Source organism: Anabaenopsis arnoldii, from assembly GCF_028331025.1.
Lineage (GTDB): Bacteria > Cyanobacteriota > Cyanobacteriia > Cyanobacteriales > Nostocaceae > Anabaenopsis > Anabaenopsis arnoldii.
Map to the genome: position 1 here is coordinate 16,431 of NZ_JAQMUH010000087.1, position 26,825 is coordinate 43,255.

The following is a 26,825-nucleotide window of genomic DNA, read 5'->3' on the forward strand; positions in this document are numbered from 1 at the left end:
GATTTACCCAATTTTCCCCACATGAACATGATGAGGAATGAGGTTGTTATGCAACCTAGCGATTCAAAGAATATTAGAGCAATTCTTACGTGATTAATAGAAGAAATACAAAGCTTATAATCTTTAATATCAAATGAACGACCACAAACTTTATTATCCCAATTACCCCAAAAAGTAACTAATATTCTGACATGACACACTTAAAATATGAAGGTTATTACGAAGTAAAACTAAATAAATTAGTTAGAGAAAAATTTGGAGACACTAATGTTTATGGACAAAATGCTAAATCATTACTGACAAAGGCAACTGGTTTTATTGGTGATTATGATTTTACGCTGAATCCTTATCGGGGTTGTCAGTATGGGTGTAGTTATTGTTATGCGGCTGCATTTAGTCCCAATAGTAAGATGCGGGATGATTGGGGTAAATGGGTAATTTTTAAAGAAAATTCTGCCCAAGTTTTGACTAAGGAATTACAAAAATGGTATAAGCAACACCCTCAAACTCCTCCCAGAATTTACATGAGTAGCGTTACAGATCCTTATCAACCTCTGGAATCTCGCCATCAGTTGACTCGGAGGTTGTTAGACGTAATGCTAGATGTTAGGAATGATGGCTATGCCACACCAACATTAGTAATTCAAACTCGAAGTCCAATTATTACAAGAGATATTGATTATTTACAACGATTTAAACGCTTACGTATTAATATGAGTATTCCCACTGGAAGTGAATCAGTTAGAAAAGATTTTGAATCGCGATCGCCTAGCATTAAAGCCAGATTAAATGCCATAATTAAACTTAAGCAAAGTATTGACTCCTTCAAAGGTTTCGTACCAAAAATATCTATTACAATCACTCCATTACTACCTACTTTACCCAGTGATGAAGCTGCTTTTATTAGTAAGTTAGCTGTTGCTGATAGAGTCGTAATTCAAGATTTTCATCTTAATCATAATCGTTCTCTCATAGCATCAACTCGTCAGGAAGCCAGGGAGATAAAGCAAAAATATGATTGGTGGTATAATGCAGAAAATTTTAGCTATGTCAAATTTAAAGAAAAACTATTTAATCAACTTCCTGGTGTAGAAATTAAAGAAGGTAAAGAGGGATTTGGATATGAGTAATCCGATTGCTAATTGGTGGCGTAGTCAGCAATTTAACTCAGCATTAAAACGTGGTGATACTAAAAAAGCAGAGCAATTATTGCAAGCTATTCAACAATCAGGTGCAAGTTTTTCCTGGATAGAGAAATTATTTAGAGATAAATTGCAACTTGACCGTTATTCTCAAGACTATAAAAGGGAAGTAGCAAATTTAACTAAACAAATAACAGATGAGCGTCATCAAACAGATAATATAACATTAGTACCAGAAAAAAACTTTATTAAATTTGTCAATGAAAATTTTAATTTAGTTCAGCATGATGAATATAAACTACAGGTTACCGGTATCGACCAACAAATATTTGATGAGTTTGAAGCTACTCTGGTTGAATATCTAAAAGTAGAGTTTAGAAAATTTTCTCAAGAACAGTTAGATATTAGAATAAAAGATGCCGTAAAAGACATTAATAAGTTAAAAATTGGACAAGATCCAAACTATAATTTCAGTTTAACTCCCCATGTCTATTTTATGAAGTTTTTTTTAGAGAATGTATATTGTTTATATTTAGCTTGGTTTTTGGTTTATCAGGATGGCTTACTACCAAGTCAGGTAAAAATTCTTGATATTGCAGCAGGTCCAGGAACAGTTGCTTATGCTTTAGCTTTATTTTTTAAAAGTGCTGTTAATTTTTGTAAAATTCCTCCAATTCATATATCTTATTACTCTTTAGAACAGCAAGATGATTTCCAGTTTAGAGGACTGCAGTTTTGGCGCCGATATATTGAGTCCCAGATAACGCCTATTAATACCTACTTTCGCTTTGTTACTTCTGACGTTTTTAGTTGGAATTATCAAGCTGCTAATTTACCTGGTGATTTTTTTGACTTCATTATTATTTCGCACTGTTTCTTTTCTGATAGAAATAAAAGGATACAGGTTCATCATATTTATCAACAAATTATTGCTAAAAGTTTAAATGCACAAGGTTATGTTATCCTAGTAATACAAGATAAGAAATTATTTAAGTTTTATAAATGTCCACAAAGTGAAGATTTAGAACAGGAAAGAAATATTGTTATTAAGTTTGTTTCTGATTTAGGTTTAAAGCTGGTTTGGTATAGATATTTAACATCTACAGATTCCCGATCATCCGATCCTGCTAAATTTGCTAGGTTTGCTACGGAAAATTTACCGAAGCAAGTAAATATGAGTCCAATGATCCAGAAATATTTTGATCAAAAGCATGATTCTCACTATAAATTAGATGATTATGTAATTTTGGCACAACAGCAGAATATCAAAGCTTGATGAAAAGGGTAAAATTTAAAGTTTTTTAATTATATAAACTCAGTCCTGAAGGTGTAAAGGTTTAATTTTATAAATGAGTTCTAATCCCGCAGAAGGTTGGCATGGCAAACTTAATCTAGTATATGCCGATCGCCTGAATAATACCGAGTTAATTCACAGTCACCAGCAAGCACCCCTGAAGGTACAACGGCCTTTTTATCCAGAGGGGGCAAAAATTTGTCATAGTGTGATATTACACACTGCGGGGGGTGTCGTAGGGGGCGATCGCCTATCCTATAACCTCCACCTCCAACCCCAAGCAAAAGCATTAATTACCACAGCAGCAGCCAGTAAAATATACAGAAGTAACGGACTACAAGCCAGGCAAAATATAAACATCCAAATTGATGCAGGTGCTTGTTTAGAATGGCTCCCCCAAGAAACAATAATATTTAACGGAGCAATTTATCGCCAAGATTTACGGGTAGAATTAGCACCGGGAGCCAGTTGGTTAGGTTGGGAAATTACCCGATTTGGTCGGACTGCGAGGGGTGAAAAATTTTTCCAAGGAGAATGGCGATCGCACACAGAAATTTGGCAGGAAGGCCTTCCCCTGTGGATTGATCGCCAATGGTTACCCGGTAGCGAAGAGGTTTTTCACAGTCCTCATGGTTTAGCGGGACAACCAATAGTAGGTAGTCTGGTTTGGGTAGGAAACCCTATTTCTGGGGAAACCTTGGCAAAAATGCGGAATTTATGGGTGGGTACTGGGGATATCGGTATGACACAGTTACAAAATGGATTTTTGTGTCGATATCGTGGTACTTCCACATCAGAAGTGAGAAACTGGTTTACAGCTATTTGGCAATTACTACGAGTATCCGTTTTAAATCGTAGTAGCTGCGTACCCAGAGTATGGCAGGTTTGAACAAAGCATAGAGGATAAGAGAATGCAACTGACACCCCAGGAAAAAGATAAACTGCTGATTTTCACCGCCGCCTTATTAGCAGAGAGACGTAAAAATAGGGGTTTAAAATTAAACTATCCAGAAGCAGTCGCCTATATTTCCGCTGCTATTTTAGAAGGAGCAAGAGATGGGCAAACTGTAGCAGAACTAATGACTTATGGGACAACCGTATTAACAAAAGATGATGTTATGCCAGGTATACCCGAAATGGTACAAGAAGTCCAGATAGAAGCAACCTTTCCCGATGGTACTAAGTTAGTAACTGTACATAATCCCATTAGATAATTATTAGGTAAAAGTAAAACCATGATTCCAGGGGAAATTATTACACCAGATGGCGACATAGAATTAAATGCAGGTCGTCCTACCATTAAACTACAAGTTGCAAATACAGGCGATCGACCGATTCAAGTAGGTTCCCATTTTCACTTTTATGAAGTGAATCCAGCCTTAGATTTTGACCGGGAACAAGCGCGGGGAATGCGACTTGATATTCCCGCAGGAACAGCAATAAGATTTGAACCGGGAGACCAAAAACAAGTTACCCTAATACCCTTAGTAGGGAGTCGTCAAGTTTACGGGTTTAATAGCAAAGTTAATGGAAGTCTTTAAACGCAAAGGGGCGCAAAGGTAGACGCAAAGGGACGCAAAGGTATGGATGAGAATGATTTGAGTCGGATAATTATTGGTTGTGCAATGCGGGTGCATACTGTCCTAGGTCCAGGTTTATTAGAGTCGGCCTATGAGGAATGTTTGGATTATGAATTGAGGAAACAGGGATTAAATGTGAGTAAGCAAGTTCCACTACACCTGATGTATGAAAATGTCAAATTGGATTGTGTCTATAGATTAGATTTAATGGTAGAAAATAAGGTAATTATTGAAGTCAAAACCGTAGAATCATTTAAACCAATTCACGCAGTACAACTTTTAACTTACCTAAAACTGGCTAACTGTAAACTTGGTCTCCTCATCAACTTTAATGTCACCCTCCTCAAAGAAGGAATCAAACGTGTAGTTCACCAACTCTAACTTTGCGTACCTTTGCGCTTTCCTTTGCGTACCTTTGCGTTTAAATATAATTAGGAGCAATTTACTATGCCTTATAGAATTTCTCGTCAAGCCTACGCCGAAACCTATGGCCCTACAGTAGGCGATCGCATTAGACTAGCTGACACAGAATTATTTATTGAAGTAGAACAAGATTTTACCACCTATGGCGATGAAGTGAAATTTGGTGGCGGTAAAGTTATTAGAGACGGAATGGGACAATCCCCCATTTCTAACGCCGATGGCGCGGTAGATTTAGTGATTACAAACGCCTTAATTCTCGACTGGTGGGGTGTGGTCAAGGCAGATATTGGCATTAAAGACGGTAAAATTTTCAAAATCGGTAAGGCGGGAAATCCTTATATTCAAGACAATATAGATATTATTATTGGCCCGGGTACGGAAGCTTTAGCTGGGGAGGGAATGATCATCACTGCTGGGGGTATTGATAGTCATATTCATTTTATTTGTCCTCAGCAAATTGAGGTGGCGATCGCTTCTGGGATTACTACTATGTTGGGTGGTGGTACTGGACCTGCTACAGGAACAAACGCTACCACCTGCACCCCTGGACCTTGGAATATGCACCGGATGTTACAAGCTGCTGATGCGTTCCCCATGAATTTAGGCTTTTTGGGTAAAGGTAACACCAGTCAACCCCAAGGAATAGTAGAACAAATTTTAGCAGGTGCGATGGGGTTAAAACTCCATGAAGACTGGGGAACTACCCCCACCACTATTGATACTTGTTTGGGTGTAGCTGATGAATATGATGTGCAAGTAGCAATTCACACAGACACTCTCAACGAAGCCGGGTTTGTAGAGGATACCATCGCCGCTTTTAAACATCGTGCTATCCATACTTACCATACTGAAGGTGCAGGGGGTGGACACGCTCCAGATATTATTAAGGTTTGCGGACAAGCCAATGTTTTACCATCTTCTACCAACCCCACACGCCCTTACACTGTCAACACCTTAGAGGAACATCTAGATATGTTGATGGTATGTCATCACCTCGACCCTAGCATTCCCGAAGATGTGGCTTTTGCTGAGTCCCGTATCCGCCGAGAAACCATCGCCGCTGAGGATATTCTACATGACCTAGGCGCGTTTAGTATGATTGCCTCCGATTCTCAAGCTATGGGTAGGGTAGGAGAAGTAATAATTCGTACCTGGCAAACAGCCCATAAAATGAAGGTGCAACGGGGGAGCCTTGCGGGGGATGGACTTGCGGATAATAATCGCGCCAAGAGATATATTGCAAAATATACGATTAATCCTGCAGTTACTCATGGTATTTCTCAGTATGTCGGCTCTGTAGAACCAGGGAAACTAGCAGACTTGTGCTTGTGGCGACCAGCGTTTTTTGGTGTGAAACCAGAAATTGTCATTAAAGGTGGGATGATTGCGTGGTCACAGATGGGTGATGCTAATGCTAGTATTCCCACACCCCAACCAGTACATATGCGCCCTATGTTTGCTAGTTTTGCGGGTGCGCGTCACGCTACATCTTTAACTTTTGTTTCCCAAGCTGCAGTACAAAGGGAAATTAACAGCCAATTGGGTTTACAAAAGTCCATAGTTGCTGTTTCGGGGACACGTCAAATCAGTAAAGGAGATATGAGGCTAAATGATGCGCTCCCACGCATTGAAGTTGACCCAGAAACCTATGAGGTGAGAGCTGATGGTGAATTGTTGACTTGTGAACCCGCCAAGGTTTTACCCATGGCGCAAAGATATTTTCTGTTTTAGATCATTTAACTACTGGAGAATAAATTTAAATGCCTGGACAAATAGTTACAAATATGTTATGTGACAATTTACTCAATATTCCTGAGATGCTCTATAATCAACGGGAATTTTTTCAAACTGGTAAAACAAAAGATATTACTTTTCGCCTGGAACAACTGAAAATTCTTAAACAAGCAGTACTTGACAATGAACAAGCAATAATTCAAGCACTAAAAGCAGACTTACATAAACCGGAATTTGAAACTTATGCTATAGAAATTGGTGTAGTCACTGAAATAGATTACGCTATCAAACACCTCAAGAGTTGGACTAAACCGAAACAAGCACCAGTTCCCTGGAAGTTTTTCACCTACTCGGCTAAAATATATCCAGAACCTCTAGGGGTGGTTTTAATTATCGGTCCTTGGAACTATCCTTTACAGCTAATTATTTCTCCTTTAGTAGGTGCGATCGCAGCGGGTAATTGTGCTATTATCAAGCCTTCAGAAATTGCGCCCCATACTTCTAATTTATTAGCTGAAATCATTGGTAAGTATTTTCCGTCAGAGTATATCGCCGTAGTAGAAGGAGGTATAGAAACCAGTGAAAAACTCCTAGCAGAAAAGTTTGATCATATCTTTTTCACTGGTGGGACAAAAGTTGGCAAAATTATCATGGCCGCCGCAGCTAAACATCTCACACCAGTTACTTTAGAATTAGGCGGTAAAAGTCCCTGTATTGTAGATACTGATATTCATCTTGAACATACGGTTAAACGCATAACTTGGGGAAAATTTATCAATGCAGGACAAACTTGTATTGCACCTGATTATTTGTTAGTTCATCAAAAAATCAAACAAGATTTAGTAGATGGTCTGAAAAAATGCCTCAAAGAATTTTATGGAGATAATCCGGCAAATAGTCCAGATTATGCCAGGATAATCAGTCGAAAGCAATTTGACAGATTGGTTAATCTGATTGAAAACGGGCAAATTATTATAGGGGGAGAAACCAAAGCTGAGGAACTTTATATCGCTCCTACGTTACTTGATCATGTTTCTTTAACAGATCCAGTCATGGAAGAAGAAATATTTGGCCCTATCCTGCCTATAATTGAATATACAGATATTACAGAAGCGATCGCCTTAATTAACTCCCGTCCCAAACCCTTAGCTTTATATATATTTACTCAGAATCAGACCCTGCAAAAACAAGTTTTACAGGCAACCTCATCGGGTGGAGTGTGTATAAACGACACAGTAATGCAAGTAGGTGTGTCATCTTTACCCTTTGGTGGTGTAGGTGACAGTGGGATTGGTAGCTATCATGGAAAAGCAAGTTTTGACACCTTTTCTCATGACAAAAGTGTGTTAAAAAATTCTTTTTGGTTGGATTTAGACTGGCGATACGCTCCCTACCAAGGCAAATTATCTGCCTTAAAACGAATTCTGGGCTAGAACTTCTATTGAAGACCACCAGTAATGGGTAACGGGGTTTCCCGATTACTCATTACCGTAACCTATAAATCTAAAGCCTAGCTTGTCCAGAAAATTATGATTCTGCTTCGTCTTCTTCAGCGGTGGGATAGACAAAGGTAGAACGTCCAGACAAAATTGACTTACCCAGAGAAAGAGCCTTTTGGGCTTCGACAGCAGCTTTATGTCTCCAGGTGGCTCGACGCTTATCTCGTTTTGATTTGGATGTTTTCTTCTTAGGGACAGCCATACTAGCGGATCTCGCAATTTTTGACAACCTCCCTATTCTAAGCTATAAACTCGACTTTTATAGGGGCGGTTTCAAATGGCAAAATTCCGATTTGCGCGATCAATTTGGGAATATTTACAAATCAATTGCCGTTTACAGTCAAATAATTCAGGGAAATATCCGGATCTTTTTGCCAATTTGGCCAATAAATAAATGTAAAGAGGATGATCAATGATCTTGCTTGAGCAATATTCTTGAGTGTAGCCTAATCGACCTCAGTGATCACTGGTAATATGATATTTAATAAATATCATAATTTAATCATGATAGCATAAAAAATGCTTATATTTCAGTTACTGGATCAGATTCTGCAAAAAGTATAAAACATAGGTTAGCTTTGTTTTTTCAGCAAAGCCGAGCGCAATTTTAGGCAATACAAGAATCAATAACCTACAAAGAGCGGGATGGCAAATTACTGGGCGATCACAATTGGCATCAATCAATATCAGTTCTTTCAACCCTTACGTTGCGCTCAAGCAGATGCCGAGGTGTTAAATAGTTTTTTGGTTGAAGAGGGAGGGTTACTACAGCAGCGCTGTTTATTGATGACACAGTCCTCGCCTCCCATTGGGGATATATCGACCTATCCCACTAAGCAGAATATTCTGCTGTTGTTGGAGGATTTGACCGCGGGTTGTTGGCAACCACAAGATCATCTGTGGTTATTCTTTAGCGGTTATGGGGTGAGTTACAAGGGCAAAGATTACTTAATGCCAGTGGAAGGAAATCCGGAATTGGTGGCAGAAACTGGCATAGAATTGCGATCGCTGATGCAAAGTCTGCAATTGGCTGAAGTTAATACAGTGCTGCTGCTGGACATCAATCGTGCTTTTGGCACCCAAGCAAATAGCCCCGTGGGAGCAGAAACCATAGAACTGGCTAAAGAACTACAAATTGCGGCCATTCTTTCTTGCCAATGTGATGAATTCTCCCATGAAAGTAGCGAACTGGGTCATGGGTTCTTCACAGCCGCATTATTAGAAGCTTTGCGTTCTGGTAATGCCACTCACTTAGCCGATCTAGACAGCTATTTAAGTGTTCTTACCCCAGAATTATGTCAACACTATTGGCGACCTGTCCAAACCCCGGTAACGATATTTCCATCTCACCCAGAAGCGATATTACCGCAGTTTGAGATGCAAAGCCACAAGGAACCAGTTAAAGCCGAACCAGTTATTTTTCCGGAGGAAAGCTTTGCCGTGTCCGTCACAGCGCCTGTTCTGGGCGCAACAACCCCCCCCAATTTACCCAAGACGCAAAACGTGACTATGTGGGGAGAATACCTGGGTGTGGAAACTACCCTGGGTAGTCAATCACCCTCTGTGAATTTGCCGAACTTTATACCAGATATTGGCAAATTATCAGAATCACAAGTCCCAGGCTCACAGCAGGGGCAGTATCTCAACCAAGAGAACACCCCAACTACTACAGGGGAGAGCTTCATTCATCATGTACCTCAAGCCGATGACTCGCCATTACCCGAGAATCAGACAGATCCCCCGCTATGGAAACAGTTTTTATTTTGGGGAGGCGGTACTATGCTGGTAGTCGCTTTGATTTCTATAGTTATTCTCCGCAATCAAGTAAGATATTTGCAAGTCAAACAGACTACAGAAATATCACCTTCATCACCTCCCACCGAAACAGTTGAACAAAATCATTCTTCAGCCTCTGAAACACCACCATTAACTCCGAGACAACAAACCCCATCTAATGCCCAAGTTTCCTCTAATTCTGAGTCTAAAAAGCGCAGTCAAGCAGTTTCAGAATTATCAAGAATGTCTCTGAGAGCAACCCAAGCCAGTGATCTGAGCAAAGCGATCGCCAATGCTAAGGCAATTCAACCAGGTGACCCACTCTACAAACAAGCTCAGGAGAATATTCAAGTTTGGAGTCGCATGATCCTAGAGTTAGCAGAGGGTCGTGCCGAAAAAAAAGAATATACAAGTGCCATTGCTGCAGCCCAATTAATTACTCTTGACCAAGACCTTTATTCTCAAGCACAACTGGCAATTACCCAATGGCAGTTAGAAGCTAAACAATATTTAAGTAATAATATTGTTATAGATGCAGCTGAGGCGTTAATTAGACCGGGACAAGCATCATCATATAATCGTGCCATTGAAGTCGCTAAAAGAGTACCACCAGGTCAACCAGGATTTGATCGCGCCCAAAAATCCATCAATGAATGGAGTACACAAATTTTGGCACTGGCGAAGACTCGAGCAGAGCAAGGTAATATCGAAGCAGCAATTGAAACCGCTACTTTAGTCCCAGAGATGACAGGAACTTACGAAGATGCTCAAGAAGCCATCCAAAAATGGCGGGCTACCCAGAAGAATTAAAAAGAGTTAGGAATTAAGGATTAACCCCCAACTCTTAACTTTTCACTGAAGAACAAAGCATTGAGTATTAGCAGTATTGCGACACATCCTCGCCACATTCGTCAGCAAGGTAGCACAGAGCGCGGAAACGTAAACCCACGAGTTCCTCGTATAAAGGATTGAGTTTACACATGGGCGGAATGTGAAACAGGGTTTTACCAAATAATTTGATATCGCGCTCAAAGGGACATTGAGCCGGAATCAGTTTACACAACAGATGAGATCGTTGGCGATTATTAACTGGAATGCTATCTACCCAATGGCGCAGGGGTTGGAGGAGATCACGGTTAGACTGGGAAGTTGAATCTTGTAACTGACTTATAGGAGCTTTGTTAGTATCGCCTTGATTAAAAGATACCCAGCTTGTTAACAAAAACTTCTTTGTGGTATTATCAAATACCTTCATGGTTAATCCTCTATATTAATGAGGTTATTCACCTTACTGATGAATATATACAACGTAGCAATGATTTTTGCCGGAGGAATTATTCTCTGACTAAGTCACAATCGGGCGTTACACTAGCCACTTAGGCCATAATCCAACTTATGACTACGTCAAGTTAATCGTAATTGTCGCTATATCGGTAGTGTGATCATGCAATCTTATTCATAACTTGACATACTTTAAATTTTAATAAAGCCATCTGTCATTAGACAGGGTTTAGTGTAACTTTTATAAAACTTAACATAAAAAAGGCTGGGAATATCTTTGGTAAACCAAAATAGTACTTTTGTCCGATCTGCTCCATAGAATGACTTACGTGATAACTATGAACCGAAGTCCACAGGCTAACACGGTCAATCTGACCGCTTCTTGTTTTAAATTCATCGCCGCGTTTAAATGTCTCAGGACTTACGCAAAACAGAACGAAAGTAGGGGTAATTCATGAATCACCCCTACATCAGAACCAGGTTTTTAGTCCAATCTTGCATAAGTCCTATTATTATCATTAGTTAAGAAGAACCAAAAAACCCCCGACTCGTCAAAGTCAGGGGTTCTCAAATCTTCAACCCCGGTGCGGCGCGATGATTAGGATGCTACCTGGGCTGTGGGGCGAGTCCGCCGTCTTCTACCATCAGCAACCTTGACAGGTGGTTCTTCGGGAATTTGCATCAACAAAGTTACTGTTGGTTGACATTGTAGTTCTCGACGGATAGAGCGTTGCAACTCTCGCTCTAGCATCCCTTGCAATCCACCCCAGTCTACTTCGGGTCTTTCCCCTTCACGAACTTGGGCAAATTCTGACCAGCGCACACTGAGCATTTCTTCAATGCGCTGTTGTACCCATTTTTGCACAAGCGATCGCTCTACATTAGTTACTACACCCCGCAGATGAGTTTCTGGTTTAGCCAGGAGCTGGCCGTTCCAATCAATGGCGGTGGCGATGGTGACAATACCTTCTTCTGACATACGTTGTCGTTCTTGGAGAACTTGAGCGCTCACCATTCCAGAACTAGTAGTATCCACAAGTTCTATACCACATCTGACTGTACCCGCCACACGGATAGAATCTTGTGTTAATTCCACAATGTTGCCATTTTGGATAATTACCATGTTGTCGGCAGGAATACCCATACTCTGAGCGGTTTCCGAGTGCTTAACCAGCATTCTATGTTCACCGTGAAATGGTACAAAGAACTTGGGACGAGTTAAGGCAATCATCAGTTTTTGTTCTTCTTGACAGGCGTGACCAGAAACGTGAATACCCTTGTCCCGTCCATATACCACGTTTGCCCCTTGAATCATCAATTTATCGATGGTGTTGACCACCGCGATCGTATTGCCAGGAATGGGGTTAGCAGAGAATATTACTGTGTCCCCTGGGCGGATTTTGATTTGGGAGTGTTCTTTGTTGGCAATGCGGGTCATGGCTGCCATGGTTTCACCCTGTGAGCCAGTTGTCAAAATCAAGACTTTTTCATCGGGCAAATTGCGAACTGCATGCAATGGCTGGAACAGACTATCATCACACTTGATGTAACCCAGATTGCGAGCATGAGCAATCAAATTCAGCATGGAGCGACCAACAACTGATACCACCCGCTTATGCTTCTGCGCCAACTGTAAAATTATGTTGATCCGATGCACACTGGAAGCAAAGGTAGTGACAAATAAGCGCCCGGTAGCTTTACCAAATTCCCGGTCAAGGTTGGGATAAACAGAGCGTTCTGAAGGGGTATATCCTGGTACTTCTGCGTTAGTTGAATCACTCAGTAAGCAAAGTACACCCTGTTCACCGTGTTCTGCTAGCCTTTGCAAGTCAAAGTTTTCGCCGTCTACAGGTGTATGGTCGATTTTAAAGTCTCCCGTGTGGATGACCACACCTAAAGGGGTATGAATAGCCACTGTAAAGCTGTCGGCAATGGAGTGGGTATTGCGAATATATTCCACAAAGAAATGTTGACCAATGCGCACCACATCCCGGGGTCTAACTGATCTTAAATCGGTGCGATCGCGTACCCCTGCTTCTTCTAGTTTACCCTCTAGCATTGCCATTGCTAGTCTAGGACCATAGATTACCGGGATATCAAATTGCTTGAGGTGGAAGGCAATACCGCCTATATGGTCTTCATGACCGTGGGTGACGATCATACCTTTAATTTTCTGGCGATTCTCCCGTAGATAGGTTGTATCTGGTAGGACAATATTTACCCCTAGCATTCCTTTGGTCGGAAAGGCTAATCCCGCATCTAAAAGAATAATTTCGTCCTCATACTCAAAAACGCAAGTATTTTTGCCAATCTCATGTAATCCGCCCAATGGAATAATTTTGAGGGCAGATTTAGTTTCGTTGTTTACCATTATTTTCCTTGGATTGTTGTTGTTTTTCTTCAGAGTTAATAAATTCAAATTCAGCAATCTTGTTATGAAATCAAATACCAGCTTCCTATCTGAAAGCAGCTATATTTTGCGTGAGATTGTTCATTTATTCCTGTTATAAAAAAAAAGCATTTTACATATATAACTTTTATCTAATCTCTCTACTGTGCGGTGGGCTTCTACACTTTTACATCTACAAAATCAGATATCTATGACAGTCTTAGCGGAGTAATTTCTCTGGTAAACCAGTTAAAATTACTCTCACTCAAGTTAGTAAGCATTCAATAAGTTACTATCTAGTTAAATTAAGTTCTTCCAGCACTGCTCTTAACTTATCAGTAACATCTGAGTCAGCTTCCCACAGGGGTAGACGAGTTGAACCGACATCCCAACCTTGAAGTTTCAATGCTTGTTTAATTGGAATGGGATTTGTAGTTAAAAATAAAGCTTTAAACAATGGAAATAGTTGTAGATGAGTTTCATTAGCACTGGCGATTTTTCCCACACTAAAAGCTTGGATCATCTCTTGTAGTTGATTGCCTACCAGATGAGAAGCTACACTCACAACGCCTGTAGCTCCAATTGCTAACAAGGGCAGGGTTAGGGAATCATCTCCAGAGTAAATGTCAAATTCTTTTGGTGTCAACCGGCGGATTTCACTCGCCTGGTCTAAATTGCCACTAGCTTCTTTGATACCAACAATATTATCAATTTCCGCTAACTTAGCAACTGTATCTGGACTCAGATTTTGACCAGTACGCCCAGGAACATTATATAACAGTATTGGCAGTTCTGGACAAGCTTGGGCGATGGCTTGAAAGTGCTGGTAGAGACCCGATTGTGGTGGTTTGTTGTAATAAGGTACAACCTGTAATGAACCATGCACCCCTATTGTAGCAGCTTTTTGGGTGGCGGCGATCGCTTCTTTTGTGGAATTAGAACCACATCCTGCTATCACCTTGGCTTTTCCACTCACCGCTTGCAATACTTCCACAAACAACTGGTATTCCTCTTCCCAGCTTAGGGTAGGGGATTCACCCGTTGTGCCACATACTATCAATGTATCTGTACCGTTGTTAGCTAGATGTGCTGCTAGTTTTGAGGCTACATCATAGTTGACACTGCCGTCTGCCTTGAACGGCGTAATCATAGCGGTTAAAACTCTGCCAAATTCTCCCACCCTGTTTCACTCCTAATTAGCCTTTTAGTTTTTTATCTCTTGGTGGTTCTCTATTTTAATAACCTATTGCTGAACTTGTTTCAAGGGTAATTCACTCATCTTGATTTTTCTCCCCAAAAATAACTGAAATTCCATTGCTATTATTCAGTATAAACCTATCTTTTTGCAGATTTTAGTAGATTTTTTTCTACTAATAATTCGGCAATTTGGACTGCATTTAACGCCGCCCCTTTACGGATTTGGTCACCAGAAAGCCAAAGTTCCAAGCCGCAAGGGTGAGAAATATCCTGACGAATTCTCCCCACTAGAACATCGTCCTGAGATGTGGCTTCCATGGGCATGGGAAAGTAATTCTTTTCCCAATCTTCGATTAATTTTACGCCAGGAGAGTGACTTAAAATTTCCCTGGCTGTATCTGGACTAAATGGATTTTCAAATTCTAAATTAATTGCTTCGGAATGGGCGCGTAGTACAGGAACCCGAATACAAGTAGCAGTAATTCTAATTTGTTGGTCGTTAAAAATCTTGCGGGTTTCGTTGACCATTTTCATTTCTTCCTCACAGTAACCCAAATTGTTTAAAGCTGAGTTATGTGGAAATAAGTTAAACGCCAATGGGTAAGGCAAAACTTCCGTCACCGGTTGCTGTCCTTGTAGTATAGCGCTAGCTTGGGTTTTGACTTCTGCCATGGCCTTGGCACCTGCACCGCTGGCTGATTGATAGGTTGAGACTACAATCCGTTTAATAGGGTTAATTTGATGCAGAGGCCAAATTGCCACTGTCATCAAAATTGTTGTGCAGTTGGGGTTGGCGATAATACCTTTGTGGTTAGCGGCCGCTAGGGGATTCACCTCTGGTACTACCAAGGGAATTTCCGGGTTCATCCGAAAGGCGCTGGAATTATCTATTACTACCGCACCTTTTTCCACAGCCACTGCTGCCCAAGTTTTCGATGTAGAACCCCCAGCACTGGCTAGAACTAAGTCCAGATTTTCCAAGGTGCGATCGCTCACTAATTCTACCGGTAAATCCTCACCTTTAAACCGCAGCGATCTCCCTACACTGCGCTCTGATGCCAATAGCTTCAACTCCCCCACTGGAAAGTTCCGGCTTTCTAGTAATTCCAGCAACTCTGTGCCCACAGCACCAGTTGCTCCCAAAATACCTACACTATATGATTTTGACAAATCGGCTTTCTCCTTTCCCAGATTCTCTGTATTGTTTTTCAACCGGATGATATTTTATACTTAAATCTCTAAATAGTGATGGTCTATTTTGAATATTTTTTTTAATTCTATGGGATTTTTCGGCAAAAAGTGCATTGATTTTATAGGTGACATGAAGTTAAAGACATTTAATTTAACTACTATTGCTGCTCAATTCCTCCACTTATCCCGAAAATTATATAATAATATTATACAACAACCTCATGTCCAGTACAAGAAAAGGAGTGTCTACACTTGAGCATGGTGTAATGCTGACAGTTTTTAACCGAACAACTATCGAGATTGTCAAGTGGGTTGCGAATCACGATGGGTGTACTATGATTCAGATTGACTGCAACCAGCACAGTTAAAAATGTAGCTTCCTGTTTAGGTAACAGTCACTTTCAGCCCCACAAGGTACACAGAACCAACAGTAGAACCATTCCTAGCATAAGATACAACTTGAGAAACAAGATATCACAGTATTTGAAAAAACAAGAACTGCTAAAGTTCTTGCATAACTGCGAGTTTCCATAGTTAAACTTATGGCAATAAATTGTCAAGTCCTTTGCCATGAGCAGTAAACTGGATATCTACTGAAAAGACTCATCCATATAATAATATGGGATTTTGAGTAACTTGTGGGTTCCCCCCATTCCCAGGGCAAGAGCAATCAAGCCACAGAAGCGGTAAATCGCATCAAGTGCCAACTGGGAGACAAAAAAATCAGAAATAAATACAGAGACGAAGCATGAAAGTTACCCAGGAAAAACTTCCCGCCAGCCAAATCGGCTTGGAAATCGAGATTACGCCAGAAATTACTAAGCAAACTTATGAACAGGTAATTAAAAACTTAGCCAGTAGTACAAGTATTCCTGGGTTTCGTAAAGGTAAAGTACCGCGGCCAATATTGCTACAACGGCTGGGTATAACTCGTATTAAAGCAGCAGCCCTCGAAGAAATACTTCAAGATGGCGTGGAAAAGGCACTCAAACAGGAAGAAATACCCGCAATTGGACAACCACAACTGCGGACTTCTTTTGAGGAATTGATTAGTAATTATGAACCAGGAAAACCCCTAACCTTTTTAGCGGCTGTAGATGTAGAACCAGAGGTTAATCTGCTACAGTATACCGGTTTAACAGCTAAAGCGGAGGAAATCAAATACCAATCCAGTCGAGTTGATGAAGTCATAGAAAAGGAAAGGGAACAGTTGGCGACGCTGATCCCTGTGGAAGGACGTGGATCTCAAATTGGTGATGTGGCTGTGGTTGATTTTAAAGGTGTGCTGGCCAAAGGTGAAGGCGAAGAGGAAACAACCGAACCGACAGCAATTCCGGGAGCCGAGGCCACAGATTTTCAACTGGAATTGCAAGAAGATAAATTTATCCCCGGCTTTGTATCAGGGATGGTGGGGATGAATCCGGGAGAAACCAGAGAAATTGCTGCTCAGTTCCCAGATCCTTACGCAAACGAAGATTTAGCCGGAAAAGCAGCAATTTTCACAGTTACACTTAAAGAACTGAAGGAAAAAGAACTACCAGAATTAAACGATGACTTCGCTCAGGAAGTTAGTGAATTTGAGAGCTTGGATGAACTGCGTGCTTCTTTAGAAGCACGATATCAAAAAGAGGCTGAGGAAAAAACTAAATCCAACCAGCAGCAAGCTTTGTTGGCAGAAATGTTGAAGTACGTGGAGGTTGACCTACCACAAACCTTGATTGATAAGGAAATAGACGCGATGCTAACACAAACTGCAATGCGGCTTTCTCAGCAAGGATTAGATGTGAGACAGCTGTTTACCCAAGAAATCATACCCCAATTACGGGAGCGATCGCGCGATGAAGCCATTCAACGTCTGAAACAGTCTTTGGGATTACTGGAAGTAGGTAAACGGGAATCTATCGAGGTCACGCCTGAAGAAGTGGAAACCAGAGTGGCTGAAGTGATGGAACAGTACGCAGACCAAGAAGTTGACGCCCAAAGAATGCGCTCAGTGGTGGAAAACGAACTGTTAACTGAAAAAATAGTCGATTGGCTTCTACAACACTCATCAGTGGAACTTGTTCCTGAAGGATCTCTGAGTTCAGCAGCAGAAATTTCCGGCGAGTTAGAGACACCTGTAGATCAGGGCGAGGAACAAAGCACCTCTGCTAGTACAGAATCAATATAATTGGTGTACAGACGCGAATTATCGTGTCTGTATAAGAAAGTGCTGAGTAACAATCTTTCCTACTCGGTACTTCCTTGTCGCAGAGTGATTAATCACCTCTGTGAGGGAAATATTGCCTGAAAATTAGCGTGGGTGGGGTGTTTACCCACAGCTATATATATGAGGCATAATGGTTAACAAATAGCTCAAATAAAACTGCATCAGTTCACAAGGCGGCAATAACTGCCAGCAAACCCCTCCTAACTTAATTCTCAATTATTCTTATATGCTTCTATCCCAGTCGGGAAATCATCCCATCCATAGTTTAAGCACAATCAAAATTAGCTCTCACTTGAGCCGACCCAGCAACATTGTACCGATGGTGGTAGAACAGTCTGGCATGGGAGAACGTGCTTTTGACATTTACTCCCGCTTGCTGCGAGAGCGGATTATATTCTTGGGTACTCCCATAGATGATGCTGTTGCTAATTCCATTGTTGCTCAATTGCTGTTCTTAGACGCGGAAGATTCGGAGAAAGATATTCAGTTGTATATCAATTCCCCCGGGGGTTCTGTCTACGCGGGGATGGCAATTTATGATACAATACAACAAATACGCCCGGATGTTGTTACTATATGTTTTGGATTAGCCGCAAGTATGGGGGCTTTCCTGTTGGCCGCCGGTTCTGCTGGTAAACGGATGTCTTTACCTGACTCTCGCATCATGATTCACCAACCACTGGGTGGGGCTCAAGGTCAAGCCATTGATATTGAGATTCAAGCGCGAGAAATTCTTTATGTGAAGGCTAAGTTGAATCAGTTACTCGGTCATCATACTGGTCAGCCTCTAGAAAGACTTGAGGCAGATACCGAACGCGACTTTTTTATGTCGGCAGAAGAAGCAAAAAACTACGGTTTGATTGATCAAGTCATCTCCAGACAAAATATTCCCACCGCCGGGGAAAACGTCACCATTCTGAAATAAGAGGCTGGTATGTCTAAGTACGACTCCCATTTAAAATGTTCTTTTTGTGGCAAGTCTCAAGAGCAGGTTCGTAAATTAATCGCAGGTCCGGGAGTCTACATCTGCGATGAATGCGTTGACTTGTGTAATGAAATCCTAGACGAAGAGCTACTGGACACGAATACGGCTGCGTCACAACCAGCACCAAGGTCAGAAACACCTCCAAAACGTCGTGCCCGCTCTTCTAATCTCTCATTTAACCAAATTCCCAAGCCTAGAGAAATTAAAAATTATCTAGACGAACACGTTATCGGTCAAGACGAGGCCAAAAAAGTTCTGTCTGTGGCAGTTTATAACCACTACAAACGGCTGGCAGTCATTCAATCGAAAGGTAAAAATGGCGCAGACGATGCTGTAGAACTGCAAAAGTCCAATATTTTGTTAATTGGTCCAACTGGTTGTGGCAAAACCCTTTTGGCTCAAACCTTAGCCACAATCTTGGATGTACCCTTTGCTGTGGCTGATGCCACGACACTCACAGAAGCAGGTTATGTTGGTGAGGATGTAGAAAATATTCTGCTGCGACTGTTACAAGTGGCAGATTTGGATGTGGAGGAAGCCCAGCGAGGAATTATCTACATTGACGAGATAGATAAAGTAGCTCGCAAGAGTGAAAATCCTTCCATTACCCGCGATGTTTCCGGTGAAGGCGTTCAGCAAGCTTTGCTGAAAATGTTAGAGGGAACAATCGCCAATGTGCCACCTCAAGGAGGTCGTAAGCATCCTTATCAAGATTGTATCCAGATTGATACGAGCAATATTCTCTTTGTGTGTGGTGGTGCCTTCGTGGGTTTAGAGAAGGTAGTAGATCAGAGAGTGGGTAAAAAGTCAATGGGTTTTGTCCAACCGGGGGACAGTCAGTCCAAAGAAAAGCGGGTTGCTGATACTCTGCGCCATCTCGAACCCGATGACTTAGTTAAGTTTGGTATGATTCCTGAATTTATCGGACGAGTACCAATGGTAGCTGTAGTAGATCCTTTGGATGAAGAAGCGCTGATGGCAATCCTCACCCAACCACGCAGTGCTTTGGTCAAACAGTACCAGAAGCTGCTCAACATGGATAACGTTCAATTAGATTTTAAACAGGATGCTTTGCGGGCGATCGCTCAAGAAGCCTACCGCAGGAAAACGGGCGCTAGAGCCTTGCGGGGTATTGTGGAAGAACTAATGCTTGATGTCATGTACGAATTACCATCCCGCGAGGATGTCACTCGGTGCATGATTACTAAGGAAATGGTAGAGAAGCGCTCAACAGCTGAATTAATAGTACATCCTTCTTCCCTACCTAAGCCAGAATCAGCGTAGGTATCATTAGTCACTGGTCACTGGTCATTGACTTTTGACTTTTGACTTTTGATTTTTGACTTTTGACTTTTGACTTTTGATTTTCGACTCTGGAAAAATGCCTTATATTTGTGTTCGTCGTGTTGAGCATTACTATGAGTGGGTGAAAAAACCATCTGGTTCTTCGGTAAAGCCAGTAATGGTTTTTATTCATGGTTGGGGGGGGTCAGCGAGGTACTGGAAAAGTACGGCTGATGCTTTAGCAGACCAATTTGATTGTTTACTCTACGATCTGCGGGGTTTTGGTCGTTCTCGCGGAAAACCTAATATAGTCGAATCCGGTGCATCTGTTGTAACGTCCCAGTCAAACCCAGACAAATCAGTAGCAATCAAAGAGTTAAGCTATGAATTAGAAGAGTATGCTGAGGATTTAGCAACTTTACTAGATGAGTTGCAACTCCAACGCGTTTATATTAACTCTCATTCCATGGGTGCATCTATTGCAACATTGTTTATTAACCGCTATCCCCAACGAGTAGAACGAGCTATTTTAACCTGTAGTGGTATTTTTCAGTACGACGAAAAAGCCTTTACGGCTTTTCATAAATTTGGTGGTTATGTAGTCAAATTTCGTCCTAAGTGGCTAAGTAAAATACCATTAGTTGACCGAATATTTATGGCTAGATTCTTGCATAGCCCAATTGCTAGTTCTGAACGTCAGGCTTTTTTGCAAGATTTTCTGCAAGCAGACTATGATACAGCTTTAGGTACAATTTATACCTCAGTTAGTAAAGCGCAAGCGGAGATAATGCCCCAAGAGTTTGCCAAGGTGCAAGTACCAGTTTTGCTGGTGGCTGGTGAGTATGACCAAATTATTCCGGCGCAAATGGGTCGTCAGGCCGCATCAGGGAGCGAAAATATTAAGTTTACCATTATTCCTAATACATCCCATTTTCCTATGTTAGAAGATGCTTCAACTTACTTACAAGTATTAGACGAGTTTCTACAGGTGAGTCAGGTATACCAATAGCTGGCGTGGCGTAGCCATAAAGTTAAACCACAGATAAACACAGATAAATTTCATATTGGGAAAGGCTATGTGGCTAAAGTCCCAGTTCACGTTTTAACAAATTAATCGATGTAGCCCCAATATAATTTTCCACTTTAATCAGTTTGGGTGGACGAATAATCTCTTCTAGTGATGCTTGTAGTGCGGCCTGTACTGTTGGGAAACTGGCTTGATCGCTGATAATTACTTCCGCCCGCTTGACAATGGCTCTGATTTGATAAGCATCTTTTGGCTGGGAAGTCATGATTAATAGTTCATCGCCTCGTAAACCATGAAGAATTGCTTGTGCAGCACGAACAATCCCGGAACTCAGACTCACTATACCTACACAATTCTCCTTCGGTAAGCTTTTGAGTAGTTCCAGTTCTTTGCTGTAGTCGTAGATATCCAGGGGAATCACACGTACGCCTTTTGGGGCGGCGATCGCCTCTACATCGCTGATAAAATAACGATTTGTGACCACTGTAGCCGAAGTAGTTTTATCTAACAAGGCCGTTAATTCTTCTATCGCTACCAACTGTACAGGTATCTTTAGAGATATTTTTAATTCATATACCATCAATTCCCCGACACCTATATCATGGGAGGGAACTGCAACCAATACTTGGGCGCTACAACTTAAGCGCCAATCAATTTCACCTAAAAATATCTCCCGCGCTTGATGCAGTGAATAGCCTTGAGATAACATCTCATCCAGTGCTTTTTGCACTAGTTTATACCCATCTTCAGTTTCTTTTCTGATGAATGGGTATTGCAGCTTGCTACCGTATTCATGACCTTGACTCCGCACATAAATTCCCGAACCAGCTATACTTTCTACAAAACCGTCCTCTTCCAACTGCCGGTAAACTTTGCTAATGGTATTACGGTGTAACCCAGTTTGCATTGCTAACGCTCTTGTGCTCGGCAATTTATATCCAGGTGGATATTGTCGGGAGGCGATGACAAACTGAATTTGATTAAATAGCTGACTGGAAGCGGGTATTTCACTGTCTGGCTGAATACGGAATTTAATCATGACCAAACCTATTGATATTAGTAAAGGCAACTAACCGAGTGTATCGATTAGTATTAAAGATGTTATGTACACATTTATTTTTTCGAGGGAAAATTTTTTCCCGCAATTTTTGCTAATTGATAATTTTCTTGGGAAATAGCTACATTTACTGCCATATTGATATCAAATCATTAAATACTTAATTACACAACACAGGTAGAAATTTTTATGGAAGAAAAAATTATACAGACAGCAAAGTTGAAGATTTCGCAAGATAATCTACAAATATCCGCTTATTTAGCACAGCCACAAGCACCTGGTTCTTATTCTGGTGTTGTGGTATTACAAGAGATTTTTGGTGTCAATGTTCACATTCGGGAAGTTACAGAACGAATTGCTCAACAAGGATATGTGGCGATCGCCCCGGCACTTTTTCAACGTCAAGCCCCTGATTTTGAAACAGGCTACACCGCAGAGGATATTGAAATTGGCAGAAAATATGCTTGGAAACAGACTCAAGCATCAGAGTTATTGCGTGATATTCAATCAGCCATTGACTATCTCAAGACCCTGCCCCACCTGAAACCCGATAGCTTTGGCTGTATTGGCTTTTGTTTTGGTGGTCATGTGGCTTATCTTGCTGCTACCCTACCAGATATTAAAGCTACTGCTTCCTTCTATGGTGCTGGTATTACTACTCGCACCCCTGGCGGTGGCGCTCCTACCATCACCCGTACCCCGGATATCCGAGGCACAATATATACTTTTTTTGGCTTGGAAGATGTCAGCATCCCCGCAGCAGAGGTCGATGAAATTGCCGCAGAATTAGAAAAATATAAAATTTCTCATCGAGTGTTTCGCTACGATGGATCTGAACACGGATTTTTCTGTAACCATCGCGCCAGCTATAATCCTAAAGCCGCAGGTGATGCTTGGGAGCAGGTGAAACAACTTTTTGGCAGTGTGTTAGGAGCCTAGAGACAAAAGCAGGGGAAAGTCCCTGGATTGGGGACTATTCAAGCTATTTTAGGTTGTTTTCCCTACCAAATAATCATGCCATAATTACCTAACACTCCTACTAGCTCGGAACTTGTTAGGGGTTTAGTGCAACTCCAGTGGCATCACATCAAATAATAATTTATCTTTAATCGTCATGAACTCCGAATCGAAACTTTCTCAACTAGCCAATTCGTCTTTTACTATGGACGATTTTGCCAAAGCACTAGAAGTACACGACTACCAGTTTCAAAAGGGACAAGTTGTAAGCGGGAAAGTATTTCAACTTGACCCTAATGGAGCCTATGTAGATATTGGTGGCAAATCATCCGCTTTTCTCCCCCGTGATGAGGCTTCTTTGAGAGCAGTGACCGATTTATCGGAGGTGCTGCCATTGCATGAGGAACTAGAGTTTTTGATTATCCGAGATCAGGATGCAGAAGGTCAAGTCACCCTTTCCCGAAAACAGTTGGAAATTCGGCAAATCTGGGAACGACTCGCCGAAATGCAAGAAGGCGGTCAAACGGTGCAAGTCAGGGTCACCGGTGTGAATAAAGGTGGTGTTACTGTTGACCTGCTTTCCTTGCGAGGGTTTATTCCGCGATCGCACTTAGCCGAACGTGATAATCTAGAAGCGCTAAAAGGCCAAAGTTTGACCGTGAGTTTTTTAGAAATTAATCCTGACACTAAAAAACTTATACTTTCCCAACGTTTGGCTACTCGTTCTAGCAACTTCAGCTTATTAGAACTAAATGAGCTAGTAGAAGGTAAAGTTACTGGTATTAAACCTTTTGGAGTATTTGTAGATTTAGATGGTCTGAGTGGTTTGCTACATATTAAGCAAGTCAGCCAAAAATTCATTGACTCTCTAGAAAAGGTCTTTCAAATTGGTCAAACAATTAAGGCTGTAATTATTGACTTAGATGAAGGTAAAGGTCGTGTTGCTCTTTCTACAAGAATTTTAGAAAATTTCCCTGGTGAAATCTTGGAGAATTTTGATGAAGTAATGGCTTCAGCCGAAGCGCGTGCTAATCGAGCTAGTAAGAAATCTGCGGAATAGGGGCATAGTTTCACGGCAATTATTTGCGCTTTTGCGTCTTGGCTTAAGCTTACCCGGTTTTCTAACCCGGGTAAGCTTAATATATTTGCAAACGGAGAGGGGGAGATTCGAACTCCCGGAGGTTTTAGCCTCATCCGATTTCAAGTCGGACGCAATCGACCACTCTGCCACCTCTCCAATAAAACTGTCGAACTTATAATAAACATACGACAATATAGGATTATAGCGCCTTTGCCAAATATTAACAAGCCGACATATCATAATATATCTGATCATCTACACAGATGGCACTACTAAAGAAAAATATCTTTGGCATCCTGGGCTATCGCCTATAGAGAATTTCCTCTACAGTCACCTGGAAATCATAGCCTACCCAGACTAAGGAGACTTGGGAGACCTCACCGGCTTCTAGGGAGACAATGGAAAAATTGCGCAGCCTTTGCCCCTGATTTTCCAAAATCCTGGGTACATTTGCTGCGTTTAGGTAAATGATTCCCTCTGGACTTTTAAATACAGCTTTGCGCTGGACTGTTTTTGTATGTCTGAGGGTGCGGTGCATATGACCAAACGTCACCAGAGGAATTTTTTTACCGGACGTGAGAGCCTGAGAAATCGCCGCGCCCAGGTCTGGGTCGCCAAAGTCACCACCGATGGGATGCCAGTCCTTACCGCAGGGGTCTTCGGGTCGATCGCCTAAACCACTAGGTCCATTGTGTCCCAGAAAAATAATCGTGTCATGAGCGGCGCTGTTTGCGGCTTTGACAATCAGGTCAGTGGATTCCTCCATACTCGTCACACCATACCGTTGTTGCAGGATGTCCGCAAATTTCCACTCTGGTCCACCCCAGGTAAAAGGACGACCTCCCACCACAGTTAAATTCCAGGTGGGAAAATCCAGCCGACTGTAACCTACGTGGGCAGGTCCTAATAAATCGAGTTGTTCTTGTACCCAATCTGACTTAGAACGGTCATATGGACATTTCCGCCGTCCCCATTCCGTGGCAGTATACCAGGCATCGTGGTTTCCCATCACTGCTGCTTTGGGAATATCCAGGGAGGCTATCGCTTTGACCACATCCACCGATTCATTGCCAAAATCGCCCACAAACAGCACCAAGTCAACACCTAGGTACTTGAGTGCAATGCCATCTTCTACTTCCCACTGGTCGTGAACATCTCCAACTACAGCAATTTTTAGGGTTATTGATTTGGTTTTCTGACTGGTCATGCCACTTTCCTTGCCGTCTATATCCAGCATATGAAACTCCGCCGGATTTGCACAGAACAGACGGGATATCGACCCCCTACTATTTTTGGTAAAAACTACTATAATTGAATCCACAGAACAAAAACGTGGAACTTAAGGCAACTCCTAACTGTGTTTACCACCGCACTACCTCAAAAAAACAAAACCCAAACTGGTGAACTACCACTAGATTTATTTACTGCCATTGAGAGTCTAAAAAAGGAACTCAATGCAGTGATCCTGGCTCATTACTATCAAGATCCGGATATTCAGGATATCGCCGACTTTATTGGGGATTCCTTGCAATTAGCCAAAGCTGCAGCCCAGACAAATGCAGATGTGATTGTCTTTGCTGGTGTTCACTTTATGGCGGAGACAGCAAAGATACTTAACCCTGATAAGTTAGTGCTTTTACCAGATTTAAATGCTGGTTGTTCTTTAGCAGATAGTTGTCCACCAGAAGCTTTTGCAGCTTTTAAAGCAGCACATCCAGATCATCTAGTGGTTTCATACATCAACTGCTCTGCCGACATTAAGGCCATGAGTGACATTATCTGCACCAGTTCCAATGCTGTCAAGATTGTGCAACAAATACCACCGACACAGCCGATTATTTTTGCTCCGGATCGGAATTTGGGACGGTATGTGATGGAACAAACCGGACGAGATTTGTTGCTATGGGACGGGAGCTGTATTGTTCATGAAACATTTTCTGAAAAGAAGATTGTGGAGTTGAAAATTACACACCCACAAGCTGAGGCGATCGCTCACCCAGAATGTGAAACTAGCGTATTGCGCCACGCAAGTTTCATCGGCTCAACAGCCGCCTTACTCACATATTGTCAAAACAGCCCTACAAAAGAATTTATAGTGGCTACAGAGCCGGGTATTATTCACCAAATGCAGAAACTTTCCCCGGAAAAGCACTTTATTCCTGCCCCGCCATTGAACAACTGTGCTTGTAACGAATGTCCATTTATGCGGTTAAATACTTTGGAAAAATTATATTTAGCGATGAAAAATTGTATTCCGGAAATCACAATGTCAGAGGATATCCGCCAGGCTGCGCTGCGACCAATACAACGGATGCTGGAGATGAGCAGTTAATCTGTATAAACAAAACACCCCTTGGGGGGGTGTTTTGTCGTATAATATTAAACCTGGCATCGAGCTATTTTTGCGGAGGGCTACCCCTCAACTATCGTGGCCGCTGCAGCGTTTCACCTCTGAGTTCGGGAAGGGATCAGTGTGGTTCCACCGCGCCATAGACACCAGGAAAAAATAGTGGGTCAGATACCCTGAAGACTGCAAGTAACGCGAAAACCAGAGTGATGAGGTCAAGCCCTCGGTCTGTTAGTACTCCTTTGCTACATACATTACTGTACTTCCACATAGAGCCTATAAACGGGTGTTCTGCCCGTGACCTTACCTACTTTAGTAGTGAGAGCACTCATCTTGAGGTGGGCTTCCCACTTAGATGCTTTCAGCGGTTAT

The 26,825-nt window shown here is 41.8% G+C and carries 23 protein-coding genes, 1 tRNA gene and 2 rRNA genes; 16 read left to right on the forward strand and 10 right to left on the reverse strand.

All coding sequences use genetic code 11. The features are described 5' to 3' along the window. Window positions 1-191 precede the first annotated feature (191 nt). The 8 genes from PN457_RS07105 (at window position 192) to PN457_RS07140 (ending at window position 7,606) form a co-directional block, all read left to right on the forward strand. Window positions 192-1,130, forward strand: coding sequence for an SPL family radical SAM protein (locus tag PN457_RS07105; protein ID WP_271732281.1), 939 nt, complete (start codon window positions 192-194; stop codon window positions 1,128-1,130). Further along, complete coding sequence (locus PN457_RS07110) at window positions 1,123-2,418, forward strand: photosystem II assembly protein (protein WP_271732283.1); 1,296 nt, start codon at window positions 1,123-1,125, stop codon at window positions 2,416-2,418. The genes PN457_RS07105 and PN457_RS07110 overlap by 8 nt, the downstream gene beginning before the upstream one ends. Before the next feature lie 73 nt (window positions 2,419-2,491). Further along, window positions 2,492-3,325 (forward strand): urease accessory protein UreD, encoded by an 834-nt coding sequence (locus tag PN457_RS07115; RefSeq protein ID WP_271732284.1) that lies wholly within the window; start codon window positions 2,492-2,494, stop codon window positions 3,323-3,325. Between the two features lie 22 nt (window positions 3,326-3,347). Further along, a complete protein-coding gene (gene ureA, locus PN457_RS07120; protein WP_271732285.1) occupies window positions 3,348-3,650 on the forward strand; it encodes an urease subunit gamma in 303 nt (100 codons plus the stop codon). A gap of 21 nt (window positions 3,651-3,671) precedes the next feature. Then, window positions 3,672-3,977, forward strand: a complete 306-nt coding sequence (locus tag PN457_RS07125) for an urease subunit beta (RefSeq protein WP_271732286.1) — start codon at window positions 3,672-3,674, stop codon at window positions 3,975-3,977. Between the two features lie 42 nt (window positions 3,978-4,019). Next, the gene (locus tag PN457_RS07130; protein ID WP_271732287.1) at window positions 4,020-4,397 is read left to right on the forward strand and encodes a GxxExxY protein; all 378 of its coding nucleotides are present in this window, start codon (window positions 4,020-4,022) and stop codon (window positions 4,395-4,397) included. A gap of 66 nt (window positions 4,398-4,463) precedes the next feature. Then, window positions 4,464-6,170 carry an urease subunit alpha gene (gene ureC, locus PN457_RS07135; protein ID WP_271732289.1) on the forward strand — a complete coding sequence of 569 codons (1,707 nt, stop codon included), beginning with the start codon at window positions 4,464-4,466 and terminating at the stop codon, window positions 6,168-6,170. 53 nt (window positions 6,171-6,223) lie between these two features. After that, window positions 6,224-7,606: an aldehyde dehydrogenase gene (locus PN457_RS07140; RefSeq protein WP_271732318.1), complete on the forward strand. Its 1,383-nt coding sequence runs from the start codon at window positions 6,224-6,226 to the stop codon at window positions 7,604-7,606. Between the two features lie 94 nt (window positions 7,607-7,700). Here the strand turns inward: PN457_RS07140 and rpmF are convergent, their stop codons facing one another. After that, window positions 7,701-7,874: a 50S ribosomal protein L32 gene (rpmF, locus tag PN457_RS07145; protein WP_271732290.1), complete on the reverse strand. Its 174-nt coding sequence runs from the start codon at window positions 7,872-7,874 to the stop codon at window positions 7,701-7,703. Window positions 7,875-8,317: 443 nt separating this feature from the next. Between rpmF and PN457_RS07150 the strand changes: the two genes are divergently transcribed. Continuing rightward, window positions 8,318-10,258, forward strand: coding sequence for a caspase family protein (locus PN457_RS07150; RefSeq protein ID WP_271732291.1), 1,941 nt, complete (start codon window positions 8,318-8,320; stop codon window positions 10,256-10,258). A 67-nt stretch (window positions 10,259-10,325) separates the two neighbouring features. Here the strand turns inward: PN457_RS07150 and PN457_RS07155 are convergent, their stop codons facing one another. From PN457_RS07155 to PN457_RS07170, 4 genes are all read right to left on the reverse strand, one after another. Further along, window positions 10,326-10,703, reverse strand: coding sequence for a Mo-dependent nitrogenase C-terminal domain-containing protein (locus PN457_RS07155; protein WP_271732293.1), 378 nt, complete (start codon window positions 10,701-10,703; stop codon window positions 10,326-10,328). 624 nt (window positions 10,704-11,327) lie between these two features. After that, window positions 11,328-13,100: a ribonuclease J gene (locus tag PN457_RS07160; RefSeq protein ID WP_271732295.1), complete on the reverse strand. Its 1,773-nt coding sequence runs from the start codon at window positions 13,098-13,100 to the stop codon at window positions 11,328-11,330. Window positions 13,101-13,410: 310 nt separating this feature from the next. Then, window positions 13,411-14,298 carry a 4-hydroxy-tetrahydrodipicolinate synthase gene (gene dapA / locus PN457_RS07165; RefSeq protein WP_271732296.1) on the reverse strand — a complete coding sequence of 296 codons (888 nt, stop codon included), beginning with the start codon at window positions 14,296-14,298 and terminating at the stop codon, window positions 13,411-13,413. A 155-nt stretch (window positions 14,299-14,453) separates the two neighbouring features. Continuing rightward, window positions 14,454-15,485, reverse strand: coding sequence for an aspartate-semialdehyde dehydrogenase (locus tag PN457_RS07170; RefSeq protein ID WP_271732298.1), 1,032 nt, complete (start codon window positions 15,483-15,485; stop codon window positions 14,454-14,456). 769 nt (window positions 15,486-16,254) lie between these two features. Between PN457_RS07170 and tig the strand changes: the two genes are divergently transcribed. From tig to PN457_RS07190, 4 genes are all read left to right on the forward strand, one after another. After that, window positions 16,255-17,676, forward strand: a complete 1,422-nt coding sequence (tig, locus tag PN457_RS07175) for a trigger factor (RefSeq protein ID WP_271732300.1) — start codon at window positions 16,255-16,257, stop codon at window positions 17,674-17,676. Window positions 17,677-17,941: 265 nt separating this feature from the next. Then, window positions 17,942-18,640 (forward strand): ATP-dependent Clp endopeptidase proteolytic subunit ClpP, encoded by a 699-nt coding sequence (gene clpP / locus PN457_RS07180; RefSeq protein ID WP_271732301.1) that lies wholly within the window; start codon window positions 17,942-17,944, stop codon window positions 18,638-18,640. Window positions 18,641-18,649: 9 nt separating this feature from the next. Next, a complete protein-coding gene (gene clpX / locus PN457_RS07185; RefSeq protein ID WP_271732303.1) occupies window positions 18,650-19,984 on the forward strand; it encodes an ATP-dependent protease ATP-binding subunit ClpX in 1,335 nt (444 codons plus the stop codon). Window positions 19,985-20,081: 97 nt separating this feature from the next. Beyond that, window positions 20,082-20,993 (forward strand): alpha/beta fold hydrolase, encoded by a 912-nt coding sequence (locus PN457_RS07190; RefSeq protein WP_271732304.1) that lies wholly within the window; start codon window positions 20,082-20,084, stop codon window positions 20,991-20,993. A gap of 73 nt (window positions 20,994-21,066) precedes the next feature. Here the strand turns inward: PN457_RS07190 and PN457_RS07195 are convergent, their stop codons facing one another. Next, entirely contained in the window at window positions 21,067-22,050 is a 984-nt protein-coding gene (locus tag PN457_RS07195; RefSeq protein ID WP_271732305.1) for a GntR family transcriptional regulator, read from the reverse strand. A 207-nt stretch (window positions 22,051-22,257) separates the two neighbouring features. On the opposite strand from PN457_RS07195, the gene PN457_RS07200 reads away from it, so the two are divergent. Next, complete coding sequence (locus tag PN457_RS07200) at window positions 22,258-23,007, forward strand: dienelactone hydrolase family protein (RefSeq protein WP_271732307.1); 750 nt, start codon at window positions 22,258-22,260, stop codon at window positions 23,005-23,007. A gap of 175 nt (window positions 23,008-23,182) precedes the next feature. Continuing rightward, window positions 23,183-24,085, forward strand: a complete 903-nt coding sequence (locus PN457_RS07205; RefSeq protein ID WP_271732309.1) for a S1 RNA-binding domain-containing protein — start codon at window positions 23,183-23,185, stop codon at window positions 24,083-24,085. Window positions 24,086-24,177: 92 nt separating this feature from the next. Here the strand turns inward: PN457_RS07205 and PN457_RS07210 are convergent. Together PN457_RS07210 and PN457_RS07215 are read right to left on the reverse strand one after the other, a co-directional pair. Then, window positions 24,178-24,262: transfer RNA gene (locus tag PN457_RS07210), tRNA-Ser, on the reverse strand. Window positions 24,263-24,407: 145 nt separating this feature from the next. Next, entirely contained in the window at window positions 24,408-25,313 is a 906-nt protein-coding gene (locus PN457_RS07215) for a TIGR04168 family protein (protein WP_271732311.1), read from the reverse strand. A 150-nt stretch (window positions 25,314-25,463) separates the two neighbouring features. Between PN457_RS07215 and nadA the strand changes: the two genes are divergently transcribed. Next, window positions 25,464-26,438 carry a quinolinate synthase NadA gene (gene nadA, locus PN457_RS07220; RefSeq protein ID WP_271732313.1) on the forward strand — a complete coding sequence of 325 codons (975 nt, stop codon included), beginning with the start codon at window positions 25,464-25,466 and terminating at the stop codon, window positions 26,436-26,438. Window positions 26,439-26,489: 51 nt separating this feature from the next. On the opposite strand, the gene rrf is transcribed toward nadA, so the two are convergent. After that, window positions 26,490-26,607, reverse strand: a 5S ribosomal RNA gene (gene rrf / locus PN457_RS07225). A 57-nt stretch (window positions 26,608-26,664) separates the two neighbouring features. Further along, window positions 26,665-26,825, reverse strand: a 23S ribosomal RNA gene (locus PN457_RS07230); the annotation flags it as partial.

Excerpts from the sequence above, each read along its gene's own strand:
- PN457_RS07160 (WP_271732295.1), bottom strand. The coding sequence starts at position 13,100 with ATGGTAAACAACGAAACTAAATCTGCCCTCAAAATTATTCCATTGGGC.
- PN457_RS07150 (WP_271732291.1), top strand. The coding sequence starts at position 8,318 with ATGGCAAATTACTGGGCGATCACAATTGGCATCAATCAATATCAGTTC.
- PN457_RS07215 (WP_271732311.1), bottom strand. The coding sequence starts at position 25,313 with ATGACCAGTCAGAAAACCAAATCAATAACCCTAAAAATTGCTGTAGTT.
- PN457_RS07140 (WP_271732318.1), top strand. The coding sequence starts at position 6,224 with ATGTTATGTGACAATTTACTCAATATTCCTGAGATGCTCTATAATCAA.
- PN457_RS07195 (WP_271732305.1), bottom strand. The coding sequence starts at position 22,050 with ATGATTAAATTCCGTATTCAGCCAGACAGTGAAATACCCGCTTCCAGT.
- PN457_RS07190 (WP_271732304.1), top strand. The coding sequence starts at position 20,082 with ATGCCTTATATTTGTGTTCGTCGTGTTGAGCATTACTATGAGTGGGTG.
- PN457_RS07115 (WP_271732284.1), top strand. The coding sequence starts at position 2,492 with ATGAGTTCTAATCCCGCAGAAGGTTGGCATGGCAAACTTAATCTAGTA.
- PN457_RS07110 (WP_271732283.1), top strand. The coding sequence starts at position 1,123 with ATGAGTAATCCGATTGCTAATTGGTGGCGTAGTCAGCAATTTAACTCA.
- clpP (WP_271732301.1), top strand. The coding sequence starts at position 17,942 with ATGCTTCTATCCCAGTCGGGAAATCATCCCATCCATAGTTTAAGCACA.
- PN457_RS07200 (WP_271732307.1), top strand. The coding sequence starts at position 22,258 with ATGGAAGAAAAAATTATACAGACAGCAAAGTTGAAGATTTCGCAAGAT.
- tig (WP_271732300.1), top strand. The coding sequence starts at position 16,255 with ATGAAAGTTACCCAGGAAAAACTTCCCGCCAGCCAAATCGGCTTGGAA.
- rpmF (WP_271732290.1), bottom strand. The coding sequence starts at position 7,874 with ATGGCTGTCCCTAAGAAGAAAACATCCAAATCAAAACGAGATAAGCGT.
- ureC (WP_271732289.1), top strand. The coding sequence starts at position 4,464 with ATGCCTTATAGAATTTCTCGTCAAGCCTACGCCGAAACCTATGGCCCT.
- PN457_RS07105 (WP_271732281.1), top strand. The coding sequence starts at position 192 with ATGACACACTTAAAATATGAAGGTTATTACGAAGTAAAACTAAATAAA.
- PN457_RS07205 (WP_271732309.1), top strand. The coding sequence starts at position 23,183 with ATGAACTCCGAATCGAAACTTTCTCAACTAGCCAATTCGTCTTTTACT.
- PN457_RS07130 (WP_271732287.1), top strand. The coding sequence starts at position 4,020 with ATGGATGAGAATGATTTGAGTCGGATAATTATTGGTTGTGCAATGCGG.
- clpX (WP_271732303.1), top strand. The coding sequence starts at position 18,650 with ATGTCTAAGTACGACTCCCATTTAAAATGTTCTTTTTGTGGCAAGTCT.
- PN457_RS07155 (WP_271732293.1), bottom strand. The coding sequence starts at position 10,703 with ATGAAGGTATTTGATAATACCACAAAGAAGTTTTTGTTAACAAGCTGG.
- ureA (WP_271732285.1), top strand. The coding sequence starts at position 3,348 with ATGCAACTGACACCCCAGGAAAAAGATAAACTGCTGATTTTCACCGCC.
- PN457_RS07125 (WP_271732286.1), top strand. The coding sequence starts at position 3,672 with ATGATTCCAGGGGAAATTATTACACCAGATGGCGACATAGAATTAAAT.